This window comes from Duganella caerulea (genome assembly GCF_040362985.1).
Taxonomy (GTDB): domain Bacteria; phylum Pseudomonadota; class Gammaproteobacteria; order Burkholderiales; family Burkholderiaceae_D; genus Rugamonas; species Rugamonas vulcania.
In genome coordinates this window covers 478,302-493,661 of record NZ_BPWJ01000003.1, presented here as the reverse complement: position 1 = coordinate 493,661, position 15,360 = coordinate 478,302, and the positions used below count along the sequence as shown (strand labels likewise).

General features: G+C 62.8%; 9 protein-coding genes. 3 read left to right on the top strand and 6 right to left on the bottom strand.

Annotated elements, in window-relative coordinates:
• Positions 1-49 precede the first annotated feature (49 nt).
• The 3 genes from gap to ACUJB0_RS11465 all read right to left on the bottom strand — a co-directional run bounded on the left by gap (position 50) and on the right by ACUJB0_RS11465 (position 6,291).
• Positions 50-1,060: a type I glyceraldehyde-3-phosphate dehydrogenase gene (gap, locus tag ACUJB0_RS11475; RefSeq protein WP_008445703.1), complete on the bottom strand. Its 1,011-nt coding sequence runs from the start codon at positions 1,058-1,060 to the stop codon at positions 50-52.
• Positions 1,061-1,108: 48 nt separating this feature from the next.
• Positions 1,109-3,103 (bottom strand): transketolase, encoded by a 1,995-nt coding sequence (gene tkt, locus ACUJB0_RS11470; protein ID WP_444845335.1) that lies wholly within the window; start codon positions 3,101-3,103, stop codon positions 1,109-1,111.
• Positions 3,104-3,267: 164 nt separating this feature from the next.
• Positions 3,268-6,291: a TonB-dependent receptor gene (locus tag ACUJB0_RS11465; RefSeq protein WP_444845334.1), complete on the bottom strand. Its 3,024-nt coding sequence runs from the start codon at positions 6,289-6,291 to the stop codon at positions 3,268-3,270.
• A gap of 596 nt (positions 6,292-6,887) precedes the next feature.
• On the opposite strand from ACUJB0_RS11465, the gene ACUJB0_RS11460 reads away from it, so the two are divergent.
• A complete protein-coding gene (locus tag ACUJB0_RS11460) occupies positions 6,888-7,616 on the top strand; it encodes a 16S rRNA (uracil(1498)-N(3))-methyltransferase (protein ID WP_444845333.1) in 729 nt (242 codons plus the stop codon).
• Between the two features lie 108 nt (positions 7,617-7,724).
• On the opposite strand, the gene ACUJB0_RS11455 is transcribed toward ACUJB0_RS11460, so the two are convergent.
• Positions 7,725-7,940 (bottom strand): hypothetical protein, encoded by a 216-nt coding sequence (locus tag ACUJB0_RS11455; RefSeq protein ID WP_444845332.1) that lies wholly within the window; start codon positions 7,938-7,940, stop codon positions 7,725-7,727.
• Between ACUJB0_RS11455 and ACUJB0_RS11450 the strand changes: the two genes are divergently transcribed.
• Together ACUJB0_RS11450 and ACUJB0_RS11445 are read left to right on the top strand one after the other, a co-directional pair.
• Positions 7,939-9,579, top strand: coding sequence for an NAD(P)/FAD-dependent oxidoreductase (locus ACUJB0_RS11450; RefSeq protein ID WP_444845331.1), 1,641 nt, complete (start codon positions 7,939-7,941; stop codon positions 9,577-9,579). The genes ACUJB0_RS11455 and ACUJB0_RS11450 overlap by 2 nt on opposite strands.
• A gap of 378 nt (positions 9,580-9,957) precedes the next feature.
• Positions 9,958-12,723: a TonB-dependent receptor gene (locus ACUJB0_RS11445; RefSeq protein WP_444845330.1), complete on the top strand. Its 2,766-nt coding sequence runs from the start codon at positions 9,958-9,960 to the stop codon at positions 12,721-12,723.
• Positions 12,724-12,793: 70 nt separating this feature from the next.
• Here ACUJB0_RS11445 and corA read toward each other — a convergent pair whose 3' ends face one another.
• Together corA and ntrC are read right to left on the bottom strand one after the other, a co-directional pair.
• Positions 12,794-13,762, bottom strand: a complete 969-nt coding sequence (gene corA / locus ACUJB0_RS11440) for a magnesium/cobalt transporter CorA (protein WP_161085213.1) — start codon at positions 13,760-13,762, stop codon at positions 12,794-12,796.
• Positions 13,763-13,853: 91 nt separating this feature from the next.
• A complete protein-coding gene (ntrC, locus tag ACUJB0_RS11435) occupies positions 13,854-15,347 on the bottom strand; it encodes a nitrogen regulation protein NR(I) (RefSeq protein ID WP_444845329.1) in 1,494 nt (497 codons plus the stop codon).
• Positions 15,348-15,360: the final 13 nt, after the last annotated feature.

Here is a 15,360-nt window from a genome sequence, read left to right as displayed (position 1 = left end):
CGCTCAAGTCGCGTTCCGTGCCGATGGGTTTTTCTTGATGCCGGCCGGATTACTTGGCGGTCATCAGCGCCACGGTGGTGTCCAGCATGCGGTTCGAGAAGCCCCACTCATTGTCGTACCACGACGATACCTTGACCAGGCGGCCCGACACTTTGGTCAGGGTCGAGTCGAAGTTCGACGAGGCAGGATTGTGGTTGAAGTCGATCGACACCAGCGGTTCGGTCTGGTAGGTCAGCACTTCCTTCAGCGCGCCTTCGGCGGCGGCCTTCATCAGCGCGTTGACTTCGTCCACGGTCGTGTCGCGCTTGGCGATGAACGACAGGTCGACCAGCGACACGTTGATGGTCGGCACGCGGATCGCGAAACCGTCCAGCTTGCCGTTCAGCTCAGGCAGCACCAGGCCGACCGCGGCGGCTGCGCCGGTCTTGGTCGGGATCATGCTCATGGTGGCCGAACGGGCGCGGCGCAGGTCTTCATGCATCACGTCGCTCAGCACCTGGTCGTTGGTGTAGGCGTGCACGGTGGTCATCAGGCCGGTTTCCACGCCGATGGCGTCGTTCAGCGGCTTGACCAGCGGGGCCAGGCAGTTGGTGGTGCACGACGCGTTCGAGATCACGGTGTCGGTCGACTTCAGCACGTGCTGGTTGACGCCGTACACGATGGTGGCGTCGACGTCCTTGCCGCCCGGTGCCGAGATGATGACTTTCTTGGCGCCGCCCTTCAGGTGGGCCGAAGCCTTCTCTTTGGTGGTGAAGAAGCCGGTGCACTCCAGCACCACGTCCACGCCCAGCTCGCCCCATGGGATTTCCGCAGGGTTGCGCTGCGCGAACACGCGGATCACGTCGCCGTTCACGATCATGTTGTCGCCGTCCACCGTCACGGTGCCTGGGAACTTGCCGTGGGCGGTGTCGTAGCGGGTCAGGTGAGCGTTCGACTTGGCATCGCCCAGATCGTTGATCGCAACGATCTGGATGTCTTGTTTCTTGCCGCCTTCGTAGAAAGCGCGCAGCACATTGCGGCCGATGCGGCCGTAGCCATTGATTGCAACTTTGATCGTCATACTATGCTCCTGATTAGAAAAATAGGTAATGCAACAAGCAATTATAGATTATGCAATGACAGATTTGACTTTCGCCACGACGTTTTCCACCGTGAAGCCGAAGTGCTTGAACAGCACGCCTGCCGGGGCCGACTCACCGAAGGTATCGATGCCGACCACCGCGCCTTCCAGACCGACGTATTTGTACCAGAAATCGGTCACGCCGGCTTCGATTGCCACGCGTGGCAAGCCTTTGGTCAGCACGCTCGCCTTGTAGGCGGCGTCCTGACGGTCAAATACATCGGTCGACGGCATCGACACCACGCGCGCGGCGATGCCTTCCGCGGCCAGCGCGGAAGCGGCCGCCACGGCCAGCTCGACCTCGGAACCGGTGGCGATCAGCGTGACCTTGGCGTCCGCCACTTCGCTCAGCACGTAGCCGCCGCGGGCGACGTCGGCGATCTGCTGTGCCGAACGCTCCTGGTACGGCAGGTTCTGGCGCGAGAAGATCAGCGTCGAAGGACCGGCCTTGCGCTTGACCGCCTCGCCCCATGCCACCATCGATTCGACGGTGTCGCATGGACGCCAGTTGTCCAGGTTGGGGATCAGGCGCATCGACGAGATGTGCTCGACCGACTGGTGGGTCGGGCCGTCTTCGCCCAGGCCGATCGAATCGTGGGTGAACACGAAGATCGAACGCAGCTTCATCAGCGCGGCCATGCGCAGCGCGTTGCGGCTGTAGTCCGAGAAGGTCAGGAAGGTGGCGCCGAACGGGATGTAGCCGCCATGCAGCGTAATGCCGTTCATGATGGCCGACATGCCGAATTCGCGCACGCCATAATTGATGTGGTTGCCTGGTTTGCCGGAACGCAGCGCCACGCACTCTTTCCAGTTGGTCAGGTTGGAGCCGGTCAGGTCGGCCGAGCCGCCCAGGAATTCCGGCAGCACCGGCGCCAGCGCTTGGATGGCGTTCTGGCTGGCCTTGCGGGTGGCGATGTTTTCCTTCTTCTCGACGCAGGCGGCGATGCCGGCGGCCAGCGTGGCTTCGAAGGCGGCAGGCAGCTCGCCGGCCATGCGGCGGGTCAGCTCGGCGGCTTCGGCCGGGAACTGGGCGCTGTATTGCGCGAACTTGGCGCTCCACGCGCTCTCGCGCTCGGCGCCGGCGGCCTTGGCGTCCCAGGCAGTGTAGACGTCGGCAGGGATCTCGAACGGCGCGGCGCTCCAGCCGATGTATTCACGGACGGCGGCCACTTCCTTGTCGCCCAGCGCGGCGCCGTGCACCTTGTCGCCACCCTGCAGGTTGGGCGAGCCCTTGCCGATGATGGTCTTGCAGCAGATCAGGGTCGGCTTGCTCGAGGTCTTGGCGGCGGCGATGGCGGCCGAGACGGCGGCCACGTCGTGGCCGTCAACCGCGCGGATCACGTTCCAGCCGTAGGCTTCGAAACGGGCCGGGGTGTCGTCGGTGAACCAGCCTTCGACCTTGCCGTCGATCGAGATGCCGTTGTCGTCATACAGCGCGATCAGCTTGTTCAGGCCCAGGGTGCCGGCCAGCGCGCACACTTCGTGCGAGATGCCTTCCATCAGGCAGCCGTCGCCGACAAACGCGTAGGTGTAGTGGTTGACGATGTCCAGGCCCGGCTTGTTGAACTCGGCCGCCAGCAGGTACTCGGACAGCGCCATGCCGACCGCGTTGGCGATGCCCTGGCCCAGCGGGCCGGTGGTGGTTTCCACGCCCGGCGTGACATCGACTTCCGGATGGCCCGGGGTTTTCGAGTGCATCTGGCGGAAGGACTTGATGTCGTCCATGGTCACCGCGTAGCCCGACAGGTGCAGCAGCGCGTAGTGCAGCATCGAGCCATGGCCGTTGGACAGCAGGAAGCGGTCGCGGTTCACCCATTTCGGGTTGGCCGGGTTGTGGCTGTAATGGCCACTCCACAGCGCCACGGCGATCTCGGCCATGCCCATCGGCATGCCTGGGTGGCCGGAATTGGCCTTCTGGACGGCGTCCATTGCCAGCGCGCGGATCGCGTTAGCCATTGGGGTATGCGGGAGCGTAGAAGTCATGGTGGTGTGTCAATCACGGAGTTTGAATTCGTTGGCAGTAGGCGCGCTACTTTCTGAGCTGCGTATTTTACCAGAGCAGCGCCCGGCAAACCAAAAAGGGTGGCGCCCCTTGACGGAACGCCACCCCTTGGTCAGCAGCCGGCCGGGGCCGGCGTGTGACGCGCTTAGAACTTCTTGTTGAATTCCGCGCTGAACTTCATCGAACGTGGCGCGCTCATGTTCAGTACCGATTCGTACAGAGCGTAGCGGGCCAGGTTGGTGTTGTAACGCTCGACAACTTTCTGGACCGACTGATCGTTGAAGACGTTGTAGACGTCAACTTTCAGCGTCAGGCCAGGCAGGGCGACCGGCTTGTACGACGCGTTCAGGTCCAGGGTTTTTTCCCATGGCAGACGACCCAGGGTACCGCGTGGCGATGGCGTGTTCAGGTCGCCGGTGGCGCCGAAGCAGTAGTGCGAAGCCGACTGGTAGTTGTAGCCGGTGTCGTTCAGCGTGGTCGGGTTGGTACCCGAGCACGAGCGTGGGCGACCCGAGGCGATGGTCACGAAACCGCCGACGGTCAGCTGTGGCGTCACGTCGTAGAAGCCGTAGCCCTTGATCTGGTGTTTGCGATCGTTAGGCAGCAGGCCGTCCGCGTACTTCATCAGCTGGGCGTAATCCCAGGTCTGGGTCGCCGCGACGTCGCCCTGGCCGGTCGTGGTGTCCGACAGGGTCTGGCCTTCCGTGTTGCCGGTGCTGCGGCTCAGGGTGTAGTTCACCTTGCCGTACCAACCGTTCCGGTATGGGTGCTCGGCAAAGAAGTCCAGCGCGGCGTACTTACGCTTGGCCTTGTCGAAGCCCAGGTCGGACTGGGTCAGGTGGACGCGGGTGTAGTTGCTTTTGGTCCCGGCATAGTCGACCAGGAAGTCATTGGCTTCGCCCGGATTGAACGAGGCGCAGCTGAAACCTTCATAGTTCGACGTGTCGATGTTGTGGTCTTTGGCGTACTTGGTGAACACGCGGCCATCGCAGAAGTCGTCGATGGTCGATTTCAGGGTGCGGTAAGTACCTTTGACACCGAAGTTCAGGTCAGGGCTGTAGGCTTTTTCGAAGCCCAGCGTGATCTCGTCCTGGAACGACGGTTTCATGTCCAGCGCGGCAACGGTCTTCGGATCCTTGGCCTGGCCGAATTCATTGTTGGCCGACAGCACGCCGGTCACGGGGGTCAGGCCGGTCGGCGCGCCGTGCGCGTCGGTGCCGGTGTAGGTGAAGTACTCGTTGGTGTTGAGCGAACCGTTGGCGCCACGCAGCGCGATCAGGGTTGGCATCTGCAGCGTGTAGCGGCCGGCGCTACCGAAGACCTTGAACGACGAGTCACCGTTGACGTCCCAGACGGCCGACAGGCGCGGCGCGATCTGGTTCTTCATCTCAATGTACTTGGTGCCGTCCTGGTTGGCGTTGTAGAAGCCCTCGCGACGGATACCGCCGGTGACCAGAATCTTCTTGGTCACTTGCCACTGGTCTTCCAGGTACTGCGCGTCCTGGCCGGCGTAGGCGTTGGAGATGGTCGACGACAAGGTCTTCGACACATAGTAGCCCTGCGACGCCAGCGGGCCGCGGCCAGCCAGCACCGGCACCGTGCCGCCGGCGACGGTGGTCGGCTTGCTCGGATCGGTCTTGAGGTAGGTCCACAGCGAGCCGCCCGCCAGCGCGTCACCGGCGTTGAGCGAGGACATCGAGTTGTTGTCCAGACCGGCGCGCAGCTTGTGGTCGCCCAGCTTGTATTCGAGGTCCAGACGTTTCGAGATGACGTTGTCCTTGGAGCCGTTGAATGGCTGGTTGGTGCTGAACGGCTGGCCTCCGGAGTAGTTCAGGCCCGGGGCCTGGTTCTCAGGCGAGGCGGTGACCTGCGCCAGCGCTGGATCGTAGCCGGCCGGCGTATAGACGTGGCTGGCGCGCGATTTGCCGTACAGCGCGTTGATGGTCAGGTCATCGGTGATGTTGCCAATGTAGCGCAGGATGTTGGCCTGGCCGCCGTTCGGGTTGAACGGGCCGTATTCTTCGTGGGTCGAGGAATTGACTTGGCTGCCGATGGCGCGGGTCGCGTAGTCGTACGAACGGTACTGGGTGTTGGTCTGCGGCAGATCGCCGAGGCCGGTGTACTCGAGACGGTGATTCTCGCTGATGTTCCAGTCCAACTTCATGTAGTAACGCTTGGTGTTGGTCTGGTAGTCGCGCCAGCCGTTGGAGGCGTTGGTCAGCGCCGTGCGGCCGTTATAGACGCCCGATACCTTGTCTTCGGTCTGCTCCAGGGCGACGAAGGCGAACAACTTGTCCTTGATCAGCGGGCCGCCGACATAGGCGGAATACTGGTTCTGTTCGCGGTCGTTGTCTTCGCGGCGGATGCGCAGCGAACCGTCGGTGCCCTTGGCCGGAGTGGTCGCGGTAGCCGGCGTGTACGGGAACTTGCCGGTATTGGCGTAGTACATGTCCTTGTAGCGGGCGCGGGTGTCTTTCGGCGTGGTCGAGACCATGCCGCCGACTTCCCAGGTGTTGGTACCGGATTTGGTGGTGATGTTGACCACACCGCCGACCGAACGGCCGAATTCGGCGCCGTAGCCGCCGGTCAGCACCTGCGCCTGGGCGATCGCGCCGAACGGCAGTTCAAAGCCGCCCAGTTGGGTCAGCGGATTGGTGACAGGGAAACCGTTGATGTAGTACGCGTTTTCCGACGCGCCGCCGCCGCCCAGGCTGGAGCCTGCAGCATAGGTCGGATCACCGTGGGTGGTGTTGGGCGCCAGTTGCACGATGGCGTCGACGTTGCGGGCGATCGGCAGCTTGTCCAGTTCGCGCGCGGTGAAGGTGGCGCCGTTGTTGGCGCTGGAGATGTCGATGCGGCTGCGGCGGCCGGTCACTTGCACCGACTGCACGCCGGAGCTGAACACGGCCTCGACACCCTGGCCCGCCAGCACTTCAAGGCTGGTGGTCGAACCCGCCGCACCGCCGTTCATCAGCGTAACGCTGTAGCGGCCGATCGGCATGGAGGAGACGCTGAACCCGCCGCTGGCGTCGACCGCGGTGGTACGCGTCTGGTTGGTGTCCAGATTTTTCAGCACGACAGTGGTCGCGGTGCCTGGAGCAACGCGACCGTAGACGGTACCGCTGGCGTTCGACTGCGCCATTGCCGGCTGCATCACGGCAACGGTCATTGCCGCTGTTCCGAACGCGATCGACAGCGCGTTGACTAAAACTGTTTTCCTGAGCATGGTTTTTCCCAATTATAAATAAAAAAATTTTGCCTCTGTAGGCAATGAAGCCCGTCTCTCGTGGAGACTTATTTATCAAAATCAGGGCTGTATAACTCAGCCCTTCTCTTATAAAAACATGCGTATGGCAAAGCTGTCAACAACGCAACTTTCCCTTACACAAGAAAACAACGTGATCGCAAAAAATCTGTATCAAACGGTATAAATCAATATCCATTATTCCAACAATACTTTATGATACAGACGCACGTTCCCTTTTCGGATTGCAGATCTTGAAAATTTTATATTGATATTCGTTATTTTTTCGATACAAAATTGTTAAATTCCGCGAATGACGAAATTTTCGTCAGCCGGGCAATCCGGCGATTTTCCTGCGGCGCTAGTGTGGCGCGGTAGCGACAGCCCGGCGCCAACAAGGTTGATCCTTCCCGCGTCACAAGCCCCATCCAGGTGACTTTCAGTCGCCAAAACAGCGGCAATTCCCCGCCCGGTCCAGGCAACGATTAAAATTGCCGACGACAACCTGACCGGATCCCCGCATGCCCCGTTTCTACGCCCCCTCCCCGCTGGCCGTCGGCCAGATCCTCACCCTGCCCGACGCCGTGGCCCATCATATCCAGGTGCTACGCCTGGCCCAGGGCGAACGCATCACGCTGTTTGACGGCGCCGGCGGCGAATACAGCGCCACCCTGAGCCAGATCGCGCGGCGCAGTGTCACGGCCGAGGTCAACGCCCACCACGTACGCGAGGTCGAGCTGCCGTTTGCCGTCACCCTGGCGCAGGCACTGCCCGAGGCCAGCAAAATGGACTGGATCATCGAAAAAGCCATCGAGCTCGGTGTGTCGGGCATCCAGCCACTGGCGACGCAGCGCTGCGTGGTGCGCCTGTCGGCCGAGCGCGCGGAGAAAAAAATGGAGCACTGGCAAAGCATCGTGGTGTCGGCGTCCGAGCAGAGCGGACGCAACCGGCTGGGCCGGCTGGCGCCGCTGCAGCATTACAAACAGTGGATCGGCCAGCAGGACTTGCACAAGCGTATCATCCTGACGCCGCGCGCCGAACAGTCGCTAGCCTACTGGGCGCGCCACCAGCCAGCGCAGCCGGTGACGCTGGTGGTCGGCCCCGAGGGTGGCTTGAACGAGGAGGAAGAACAGCTGGCGATCGCCCGCGGCGCGCTGCCGCTGGCGATGGGGCCGCGCATCCTGCGCACCGAAACCGCCGGCCTGGCCGCGCTCGCGATACTGAGCGCAAGCTGGGGCGGCATGGATTAGGCACGGCACCGGCCGGGCCATATTGCCGTCCATAAAATGACATTGATGCCGGCGGCACAAAGAATATCGGCCATGCTTTGAATAAACTAATTGAATTACGGATATGTTTTAAGGCCTGAAAAATGGATGTGGTTTTTTTACATCGCTTTTCATGCCGTTTTCACATCCTGGATTTAATGCCTTGAATATATTTACGTTCCGCGATCTGACGCCGGCGGCTTTTTTATGCGTGGAGGCATACGGTAAAATAGCGGCTTGCGGGCCGCCCCCGCCTTCCTCCCCGCTAACTACGGGGCCCGGTAATTTTTCGGAACGATCTGCCATGTTGCGACTCAATGAAGTAAAACTCCCCCTCAACCACACCGAGGCCGAGCTGCCGGCCGCCATCCTGGCCCGCCTGGGCATCGCCGCCGACGCCCTGCTCGGCTTCACCGTCTTCAAGCGCAGCTACGACGCCCGCAAGAAAACCGCGATCGTGCTGATCTACTCGCTCGACGTCGACGTCAAAGACGAGGCGGAAGTGCTCAAGCGCCTGCACCACGACACCCACCTGATGCCGTCGCCGGACACCTCATACAAGTTCGTCGCCCACGGCGAGCAGCTCGCCGGCCACGACCAGAATCCGCGCCCGGTGGTGATCGGCACCGGCCCGTGCGGCCTGTTCGCGGCGCTGATCCTGGCCCAGATGGGCCTGCGTCCCATCATCCTCGAACGCGGCAAGCAGGTGCGCGAACGCACCGTCGACACCTTCGGCTTCTGGCGCAAGCGCGAGCTCAACCCCGAGTCGAACGTGCAGTTCGGCGAAGGCGGCGCCGGCACCTTCTCGGATGGCAAGCTGTACAGCCAGATCAAGGACCCCAAGCACTACGGCCGCAAGGTGCTCACCGAGTTCGTCAAGGCCGGCGCGCCGGAGGAAATCATTTACGTCAGCAAGCCGCACATCGGCACCTTCCGCCTGGTGAAGATGGTCGAGCAGATGCGCGCCAACATCGAGCAGATGGGCGGCGAATACCGCTTCGAGAGCAAGGTGGTCGACATCGACATCGAGCAGGGCGCGGACGGCGGCCAGGTGCGCGGCCTGACGCTGGAGAGCGGCGAGAAGATCGTCACCAACCACGTGGTGCTGGCGATCGGCCACAGCGCGCGCGACACCTTCGAGATGCTGCACCAGCGCGGCGTCTACATCGAGGCCAAGCCGTTCTCGATCGGCTTCCGCGTCGAGCACCCGCAGTCGCTGATCGACGCCTGCCGTTTCGGCCCCAACGCCGGCCACCCCATCCTTGGCGCGGCCGACTACAAGCTGGTGCACCATGCCTCCAACGGCCGCGCCGTGTACAGCTTCTGTATGTGCCCCGGCGGCACGGTGGTGGCGGCCGCGTCCGAACCGGGCCGCGTGGTGACCAACGGCATGAGCCAGTACTCGCGCAACGAGCGCAACGCCAACAGCGCCATCGTGGTCAGCATTTCGCCGGAAGTCGACTACCCCGGCCATCCGCTGGCCGGCATCGAGTTCCAGCGCCGGCTGGAGGAAAAGGCCTTCGAGCTGGGCGGCGGCACCTACAACGCGCCGGGCCAGCTAATGGGCGATTTCGTCGCCGGCCGCGCCTCGACCGCGTTCGGCAGCGTGGTGCCGTCGTACAAGCCGGGCGTGCACCTGACCGACCTGGCCACCATCCTGCCGGAGTTCGCCGTGACGGCGCTGCGCGAAGCCTTCCCGGCGTTCGACAAGCAGGTCAAGGGCTACTTCAAGCACGACGCCGTGCTGACCGGGCTGGAGACGCGCACCTCGTCGCCGATCCGCATCAAGCGCCGCGACGACACACTGCAAAGCCTGAACACGCGCGGCCTGTTCCCGGCCGGCGAAGGTGCAGGCTATGCCGGCGGCATCCTGTCGGCCGGCGTCGACGGCATCAAGGTGGCCGAGGCGGTCGCCTTGTCCATGGCCGCCGACCAGCAGCCCTGATCCCTCCCCCTGACCGGCCGCGGCAAGACAGCGCGGCGGCCGGCGCCCCTCTCCACGCCTTGATCAAGGCCCGCAATCCGTCCTCAGATCTTGCAATCCTGACCATATGAACATGGTTGCATATTTGACGATCTCCTAGCACCAATTGGCCATAAACGACCAAATACTTTGTATTTTTGTGTAAAAAAATCGCTATTTTTTGAAATTACCGAGAAATGTGTTGTTTATTTCACCGTTGTTACAGTTGGTGAATTGACCTCGGCGGACTCAGGTGGTCTCATGGCCGCCTTGGATAATTTACTGATGGATTATCCATTGTGGGAACTTAAATAACAAAGTGTTAAGCCGTAACCTCGCTAGGAGTTCAAAGCAATGATGATGGAAACTGTAATTTCGCGTTCACTGCGCCTGATGTTTTCGGGCAGCGCTGCACTGATCGGTGCAGGTCTGCTGGCCCAGCCAGTATTTGCACAGGACACCCCTGTCATACAACGCGTGGAAATCACCGGCTCGTCGATTAAGCGTGTAGACGCTGAAACGTCGCTGCCGGTTCAAATCGTAACCAAGGCGGACATCGCCCGCACCGGCGCCACCAGCACCGAAGAGCTGCTGCAGTCGATCTCGGCGTTCTCGTCGGCCGGCGGCACCAGCAACGCCACCGGCGCCGGCACCTCGACCGGCGGCCTGTCGTCGATCTCGCTGCGCGGCCTGGGCTCGACCCGCACCCTGGTGCTGGTCAACGGCCGCCGCCTTGCCGCGTTCGCCGGCAGCGACGGCGCCTCCGTCAACGTCAACGTCATCCCGCTGGCCGCCATCGAGCGCGTCGAAGTGCTGAAGGATGGCGCGTCCGGCGTGTACGGCAGCGATGCGGTGGCCGGCGTGGTCAACTTCATCCTGGCCAAGCAGACCGACGGCGTGGAAATCACCGGCGGCTACGGCTCCCCATCGCAAAGCGGCGGCGGCCAGAACGGCAAGGCGTCGATCACCGGCGGCTACAACACCGACAAGCTGAACCTGGTTGTTTCGGGCTCCTACGAAAAAGAGAAGGCCCTGTTCGGCCGCGACCGCGACTACGCGGCCACGTCGACCAAGCTGCCTTACTACAACGGCACCGCGACCGGCCTGGGCAACATTCAGGGTTCGTTCACGCCACGCAAAGGCAAGGATGCCGGCTTCAGCAACGGCGGTTCCGGCTACGGCAACCCGCTGGCCATCGGCAACCAGTGCGGCACCATCAAGATGGGCACGCTGCCAGACGGCGCCAAGGGTTCGCCATACTGCTACTACGACAGCGGCCCGGACGTCGGCCTGACGCCTGATCGCGAACTGTTCAACTTCACCGGCAACCTGACCTATCAGCTGAACGACAAGCACCAGCTGTTCGCCGACGTGCTGTACTCGCAGAGCAAGGTCACCCAGACCTACCAGGCTTCGCCGGCACGCGCCAGCTTCTTTGAGACCGACGGCGAGTTCGACAAGCAGGGCGTGGACCCGGCACTGCTGCTCTTCCCAAGCAACCCGGCTTACCAGTCGATCGCCGTGCCCTACCTGCAAAGCCAGGGCTACACCTCGCTGATCGGCAAGCCGCTGGCGATCACCTCGCGCGTGTTCGACTTCGGTCCGCGCCAGAACGTCGACACCGCCAAGCAGGCACGCATGGTCGTCGGCGCCAAGGGCACCATCGGTTCGGTCGACTACGAAGTGGCGCTGACCCACAACGAGTCCAAGCTGAACAGCGCTGTGACCACCGGCTACTTCTCGCAGGTGGGCTACGCCAAGATCATCAACAACAGCAACTGGAACCCATGGGCCGCGGGCGGCGTGCAGACCGGCGCCCTGGCCGATCAGCTGAAAACCGTGGCGTTCAGCGGCGACTTCCTGGCCGCCAAATCGACCAGCAACTCGTTCGACGCCAAGATCAGCGGCGACTTCTGGACCATCGCCGGCATCACCCCGCAATACGCGGTGGGCGCCCAGTCGCGTAAAGAAAACTACACCACCAATCCAAGCGATGCCTACCAGTCGGGCGACATCTCCGGCCTGGGCGGTTCCGTCCGTCCGGTTGACCGCAGCCGCACCGTGAACTCGGCGTTCGGCGAATTGAACGTCCCGCTGACCAAGGAACTGGAAGTCAACCTCGGCGCGCGCGACGACCACTACGACGACGTCGGCAATTCGGCCAACTGGAAAGGCAGCTTCCGCTGGCAGCCAGTGAAGACCGTGGTGCTGCGTGGCTCCTACGGCACCGGCTTCCGCGCACCGTCGCTGATCGATCTGTGGCAGCCGCAGACGCTGGGCACCTCCGAGCAGTTCACCGATCCAGCGACCCAGCAAACCGGCCTGCAAGTGAATTCGTGGACCGGTGGCGATTCCAAGCTGAAGCCTGAGAAGTCGAAGCAATACTCGTTCGGCGTCGTCTGGCAGCCGGTATCGACCACCAGCATCGGTGTCGACTTCTTCAACATCAACATCCGCGACATCCTGGTCACGCCTTCGGCGCAGGAAGTGGTATCGCGCTTCCGCGCAGGCGACCCGGCCTACGCCAATCTGGTGACGCTGAAAGGCAACGATATCGACACCATCCACCAGATCCTGGCCAACACCGGCAACGCCAATGTGCAAGGTCTGGACCTGTCGGCCAACTGGAAGGATAACTTCAGCTTCGGTAAGCTGGAAGCCAACCTGAACGGTACCTACATGGATACCTTCGACCAGACCAGCCCGAGCGGCGTAATCTCGCACAAGGTCGGCACCATCGTTGACAACGATAAGGACGGCACTCCGGTGATCGGCGCGCAAAACGGCGGCGTGATCCTGCGTTGGAAGCACCAGCTGGCCGGCACCTGGACCAAGGGCCCATGGTCGACCACCCTGGTGCAGAACTATCGCAGCGGCTACCAAGTTGGCCACGACCTGAACAACAACAAGGTGTTCATCTCGTCGGAAGCCATCTACGATGCCAACGTGACCTACCGCGGCATCAAGAACCTGACCCTGGCGATTGGTGTGAAGAACCTGTTCGACAAGCAGCCTGACACGATCGGCACCGCGGTGACCAATCAGTTCCAGTCCGGCTACGACATCAACCAGTACGATCCACGTGGCCGCTTCGTCTACGTGACCGCTGGCTACAAGTTCAAGTAATCGGTAACACGTAAAACAGAAAGCCCGCGCGACCCAGGCCGCGCGGGCTTTTTTTTCGTCTGTTTTTCGTCTACAACCAACCGGCCTTCTTGAAGCGCCGGTGCAGGTACAGGCACACGCCCACCATCACCGACAGCGCGAACGGATAGCCGTACTTCCACTCCAGCTCCGGCATGACCTTGAAGTTCATGCCCCACACGCCGGCAAACGCGGTGCAGATCGCGAAGATCGCCGCCCACGCCGCCAGCCGCTTGTTCACTTCGCTCTCCTCGATCGCCACCATCGACAGGTTGACCTGGATCGCCGTGGCGATGGTGTCGCGTATCGTGTCGAGCGAGGCGCTGATGCGGTGCAGGTGGTCGTGCACATCGCGGAAGTATTCCTGCGTGTCCTGGCACATGGCCGGCACGCGGCCGCCGTGCAGCCGCCCCACCGCCTCCATCAGCGGCGACACCACATGGCGAACGATGGTCACCTTGCGCTTGAGCTCATACAGGCGCTGGATGTTGTCGCGCTGCTTGCCCTGGCTGAAGATCAGCTCCTCGATTTTCTCCAGCTCGGTCTCCAGCATGTCCAGCACCGGGAAGTAGCGGTCCACCACAGCGTCCATCAGCGCGTACAGCACGAAGGCCGGGCCGAGCCGCAGCATGTGCGGCTCCTTTTCCGCGCGCGCCCGCACGCCAAGGAAGCCTTGCTGGCTGTGGCCGTCACGCGAGGACAGCACGTAGCTGTCGCCGACAAACATGTCGACCTCGCCGATGGCGACGTCGCCGTCGCGGCACTCGATGGTCTTGACCACCACGAACAGCGAATCGCCATATTCCTCGATCTTGGGACGCTGGTGGCCGCGCCGCGCATCCTCCACGGCCAGTTCGTGCAGGCCGAACTCCTGCTGCATGATCGCCAGCTCGTCCGGCTGGGCGTCGCGCAGCGCCACCCAGACAAAGGTCTCCGGTTTCTCGATGTACTCGCTGATCTCCTCGACGGGAATGTCCGCCAGCTTCTGGCCGTCCTGATAGGCCACACAATTAATCAGCATACTGTTTCCATTAAAAAAAAGCTCCTGGCTTCGTCAGCCAAGAGCTTACCTCAAACCGGCGCGCGGGCGCCGTTTGAAGGCGGCGCCGGGATCAATCGTCCTTGGCGCCATCGATGCCGAGTTCGGCGATCTTGCGGGTGATGGTGTTGCGGCCTATGCCCAGCCGCACCGCCGCGTCGTTCTTGCGGCCGTGCGTGTGCTTGAGCGCGGTGCGGATCAGCGCCGATTCGAACTGCCGGCCCAGCACCGCCATCACTTCCTGCTGGCCGCCGCTGAGCATGGTGGCGGCCTGCGCCTCCAGCAATCCCAGCCAGGCGTCCGGCGCGCCGGCCGCCGGCTGCGTGCTGACGGCCTCGGCCACCGGAACCGACATCACCGTGCCGTGATGCTGGATCGGCGCGTAGCTTTCGGACGGCGCCGGCGCGTGGCCCTGCTCCTGGGTCAGCTCCAGCGGCAGGTCCTTCACCTCCACCGTCTGGCCCGGCGCCATCACCGTGATCCAGTTGCACAGGTTTTCCAGCTGGCGCACGTTGCCCGGCAAGTCCAGGCCGCTGAGGAACTGCAGCGTGGAGTCGCTCATGCGCTTGGCTTCCACCCCCAGCTGCTTGGCGCTCTGCACCAGGAAGTGGCGCACCAAAATAGGGATGTCCTCGCGCCGCTCCCTCAAACTGGGCAGGCGCAAACGGATCACGTTCAGGCGGTGGTACAAGTCCTCGCGGAACAAGCCTTCGCGCACGCGCTGCTCCAGGTTCTGGTGGGTCGCGGTGATCACGCGCACGTTGGCCTTCAGGGGCTGGTGCCCGCCGACGCGGTAGAAGTGGCCGTCCGACAGCACGCGCAGCAAGCGCGTCTGCAAATCAAACGGCATGTCGCCGATCTCGTCGAGGAACAGCGTGCCGTTCTCGGCCTGTTCGAAGCGGCCGCGCCGCGTGGTCTGCGCGCCGGTAAAGGCGCCGCGCTCGTGGCCGAACAGTTCGGATTCCAGCAAGTCCTTCGGGATCGCCGCGGTGTTCAACGCGATGAAGGGCTGCGACGCGCGCGGGCTGTGCTTGTGCAGCGCGCGCGCCACCAGCTCCTTGCCCGAGCCCGATTCGCCGGTGATCAGCACCGTCACGTTCGATTGCGACAGGCGGCCGATGGCGCGGAATACTTCCTGCATCGCCGGCGCCTGGCCGAGGATCTCGGGCGTCTCGGACGGGCCCGATTCGACGCTGGTCTCGCGCAGGCTCTCGTCCAGCGCGCGGCGGATCAGCTCGACGGCCTTGTCGATGTCGAACGGCTTGGCCAGGTATTCAAAGGCGCCGCCCTGGAAGGCCGCGACGGCGGAGTCCAGGTCGGAGAAGGCGGTGATGATGATGACCGGCAGGCCGGGGAAGCGCGACTTCACCAGCTGCAGCAGGTCGAGGCCGGAGTCGCCCGGCATGCGGATGTCGGACACCAGCACCTGCGGCGTCTCGAACTCCAGCGCGGCGATGGCGTCGCGCGCGTTGGCAAAACTCTTGGTGGCGAGGTTTTCCCGCGCCAGCGCTTTTTCCAGTACCCAGCGGATCGATTCGTCGTCGTCTACTATCCAGATTGGCTTCATGTGTTGTATGTAT

Excerpts from the sequence above, each read along its gene's own strand:
- gap (WP_008445703.1), bottom strand. The coding sequence starts at position 1,060 with ATGACGATCAAAGTTGCAATCAATGGCTACGGCCGCATCGGCCGCAAT.
- tkt (WP_444845335.1), bottom strand. The coding sequence starts at position 3,103 with ATGACTTCTACGCTCCCGCATACCCCAATGGCTAACGCGATCCGCGCG.
- ACUJB0_RS11465 (WP_444845334.1), bottom strand. The coding sequence starts at position 6,291 with ATGACCGTTGCCGTGATGCAGCCGGCAATGGCGCAGTCGAACGCCAGC.
- ACUJB0_RS11460 (WP_444845333.1), top strand. The coding sequence starts at position 6,888 with ATGCCCCGTTTCTACGCCCCCTCCCCGCTGGCCGTCGGCCAGATCCTC.
- ACUJB0_RS11450 (WP_444845331.1), top strand. The coding sequence starts at position 7,939 with ATGTTGCGACTCAATGAAGTAAAACTCCCCCTCAACCACACCGAGGCC.
- ACUJB0_RS11455 (WP_444845332.1), bottom strand. The coding sequence starts at position 7,940 with ATGGCAGATCGTTCCGAAAAATTACCGGGCCCCGTAGTTAGCGGGGAG.
- ACUJB0_RS11445 (WP_444845330.1), top strand. The coding sequence starts at position 9,958 with ATGGAAACTGTAATTTCGCGTTCACTGCGCCTGATGTTTTCGGGCAGC.
- corA (WP_161085213.1), bottom strand. The coding sequence starts at position 13,762 with ATGCTGATTAATTGTGTGGCCTATCAGGACGGCCAGAAGCTGGCGGAC.
- ntrC (WP_444845329.1), bottom strand. The coding sequence starts at position 15,347 with ATGAAGCCAATCTGGATAGTAGACGACGACGAATCGATCCGCTGGGTA.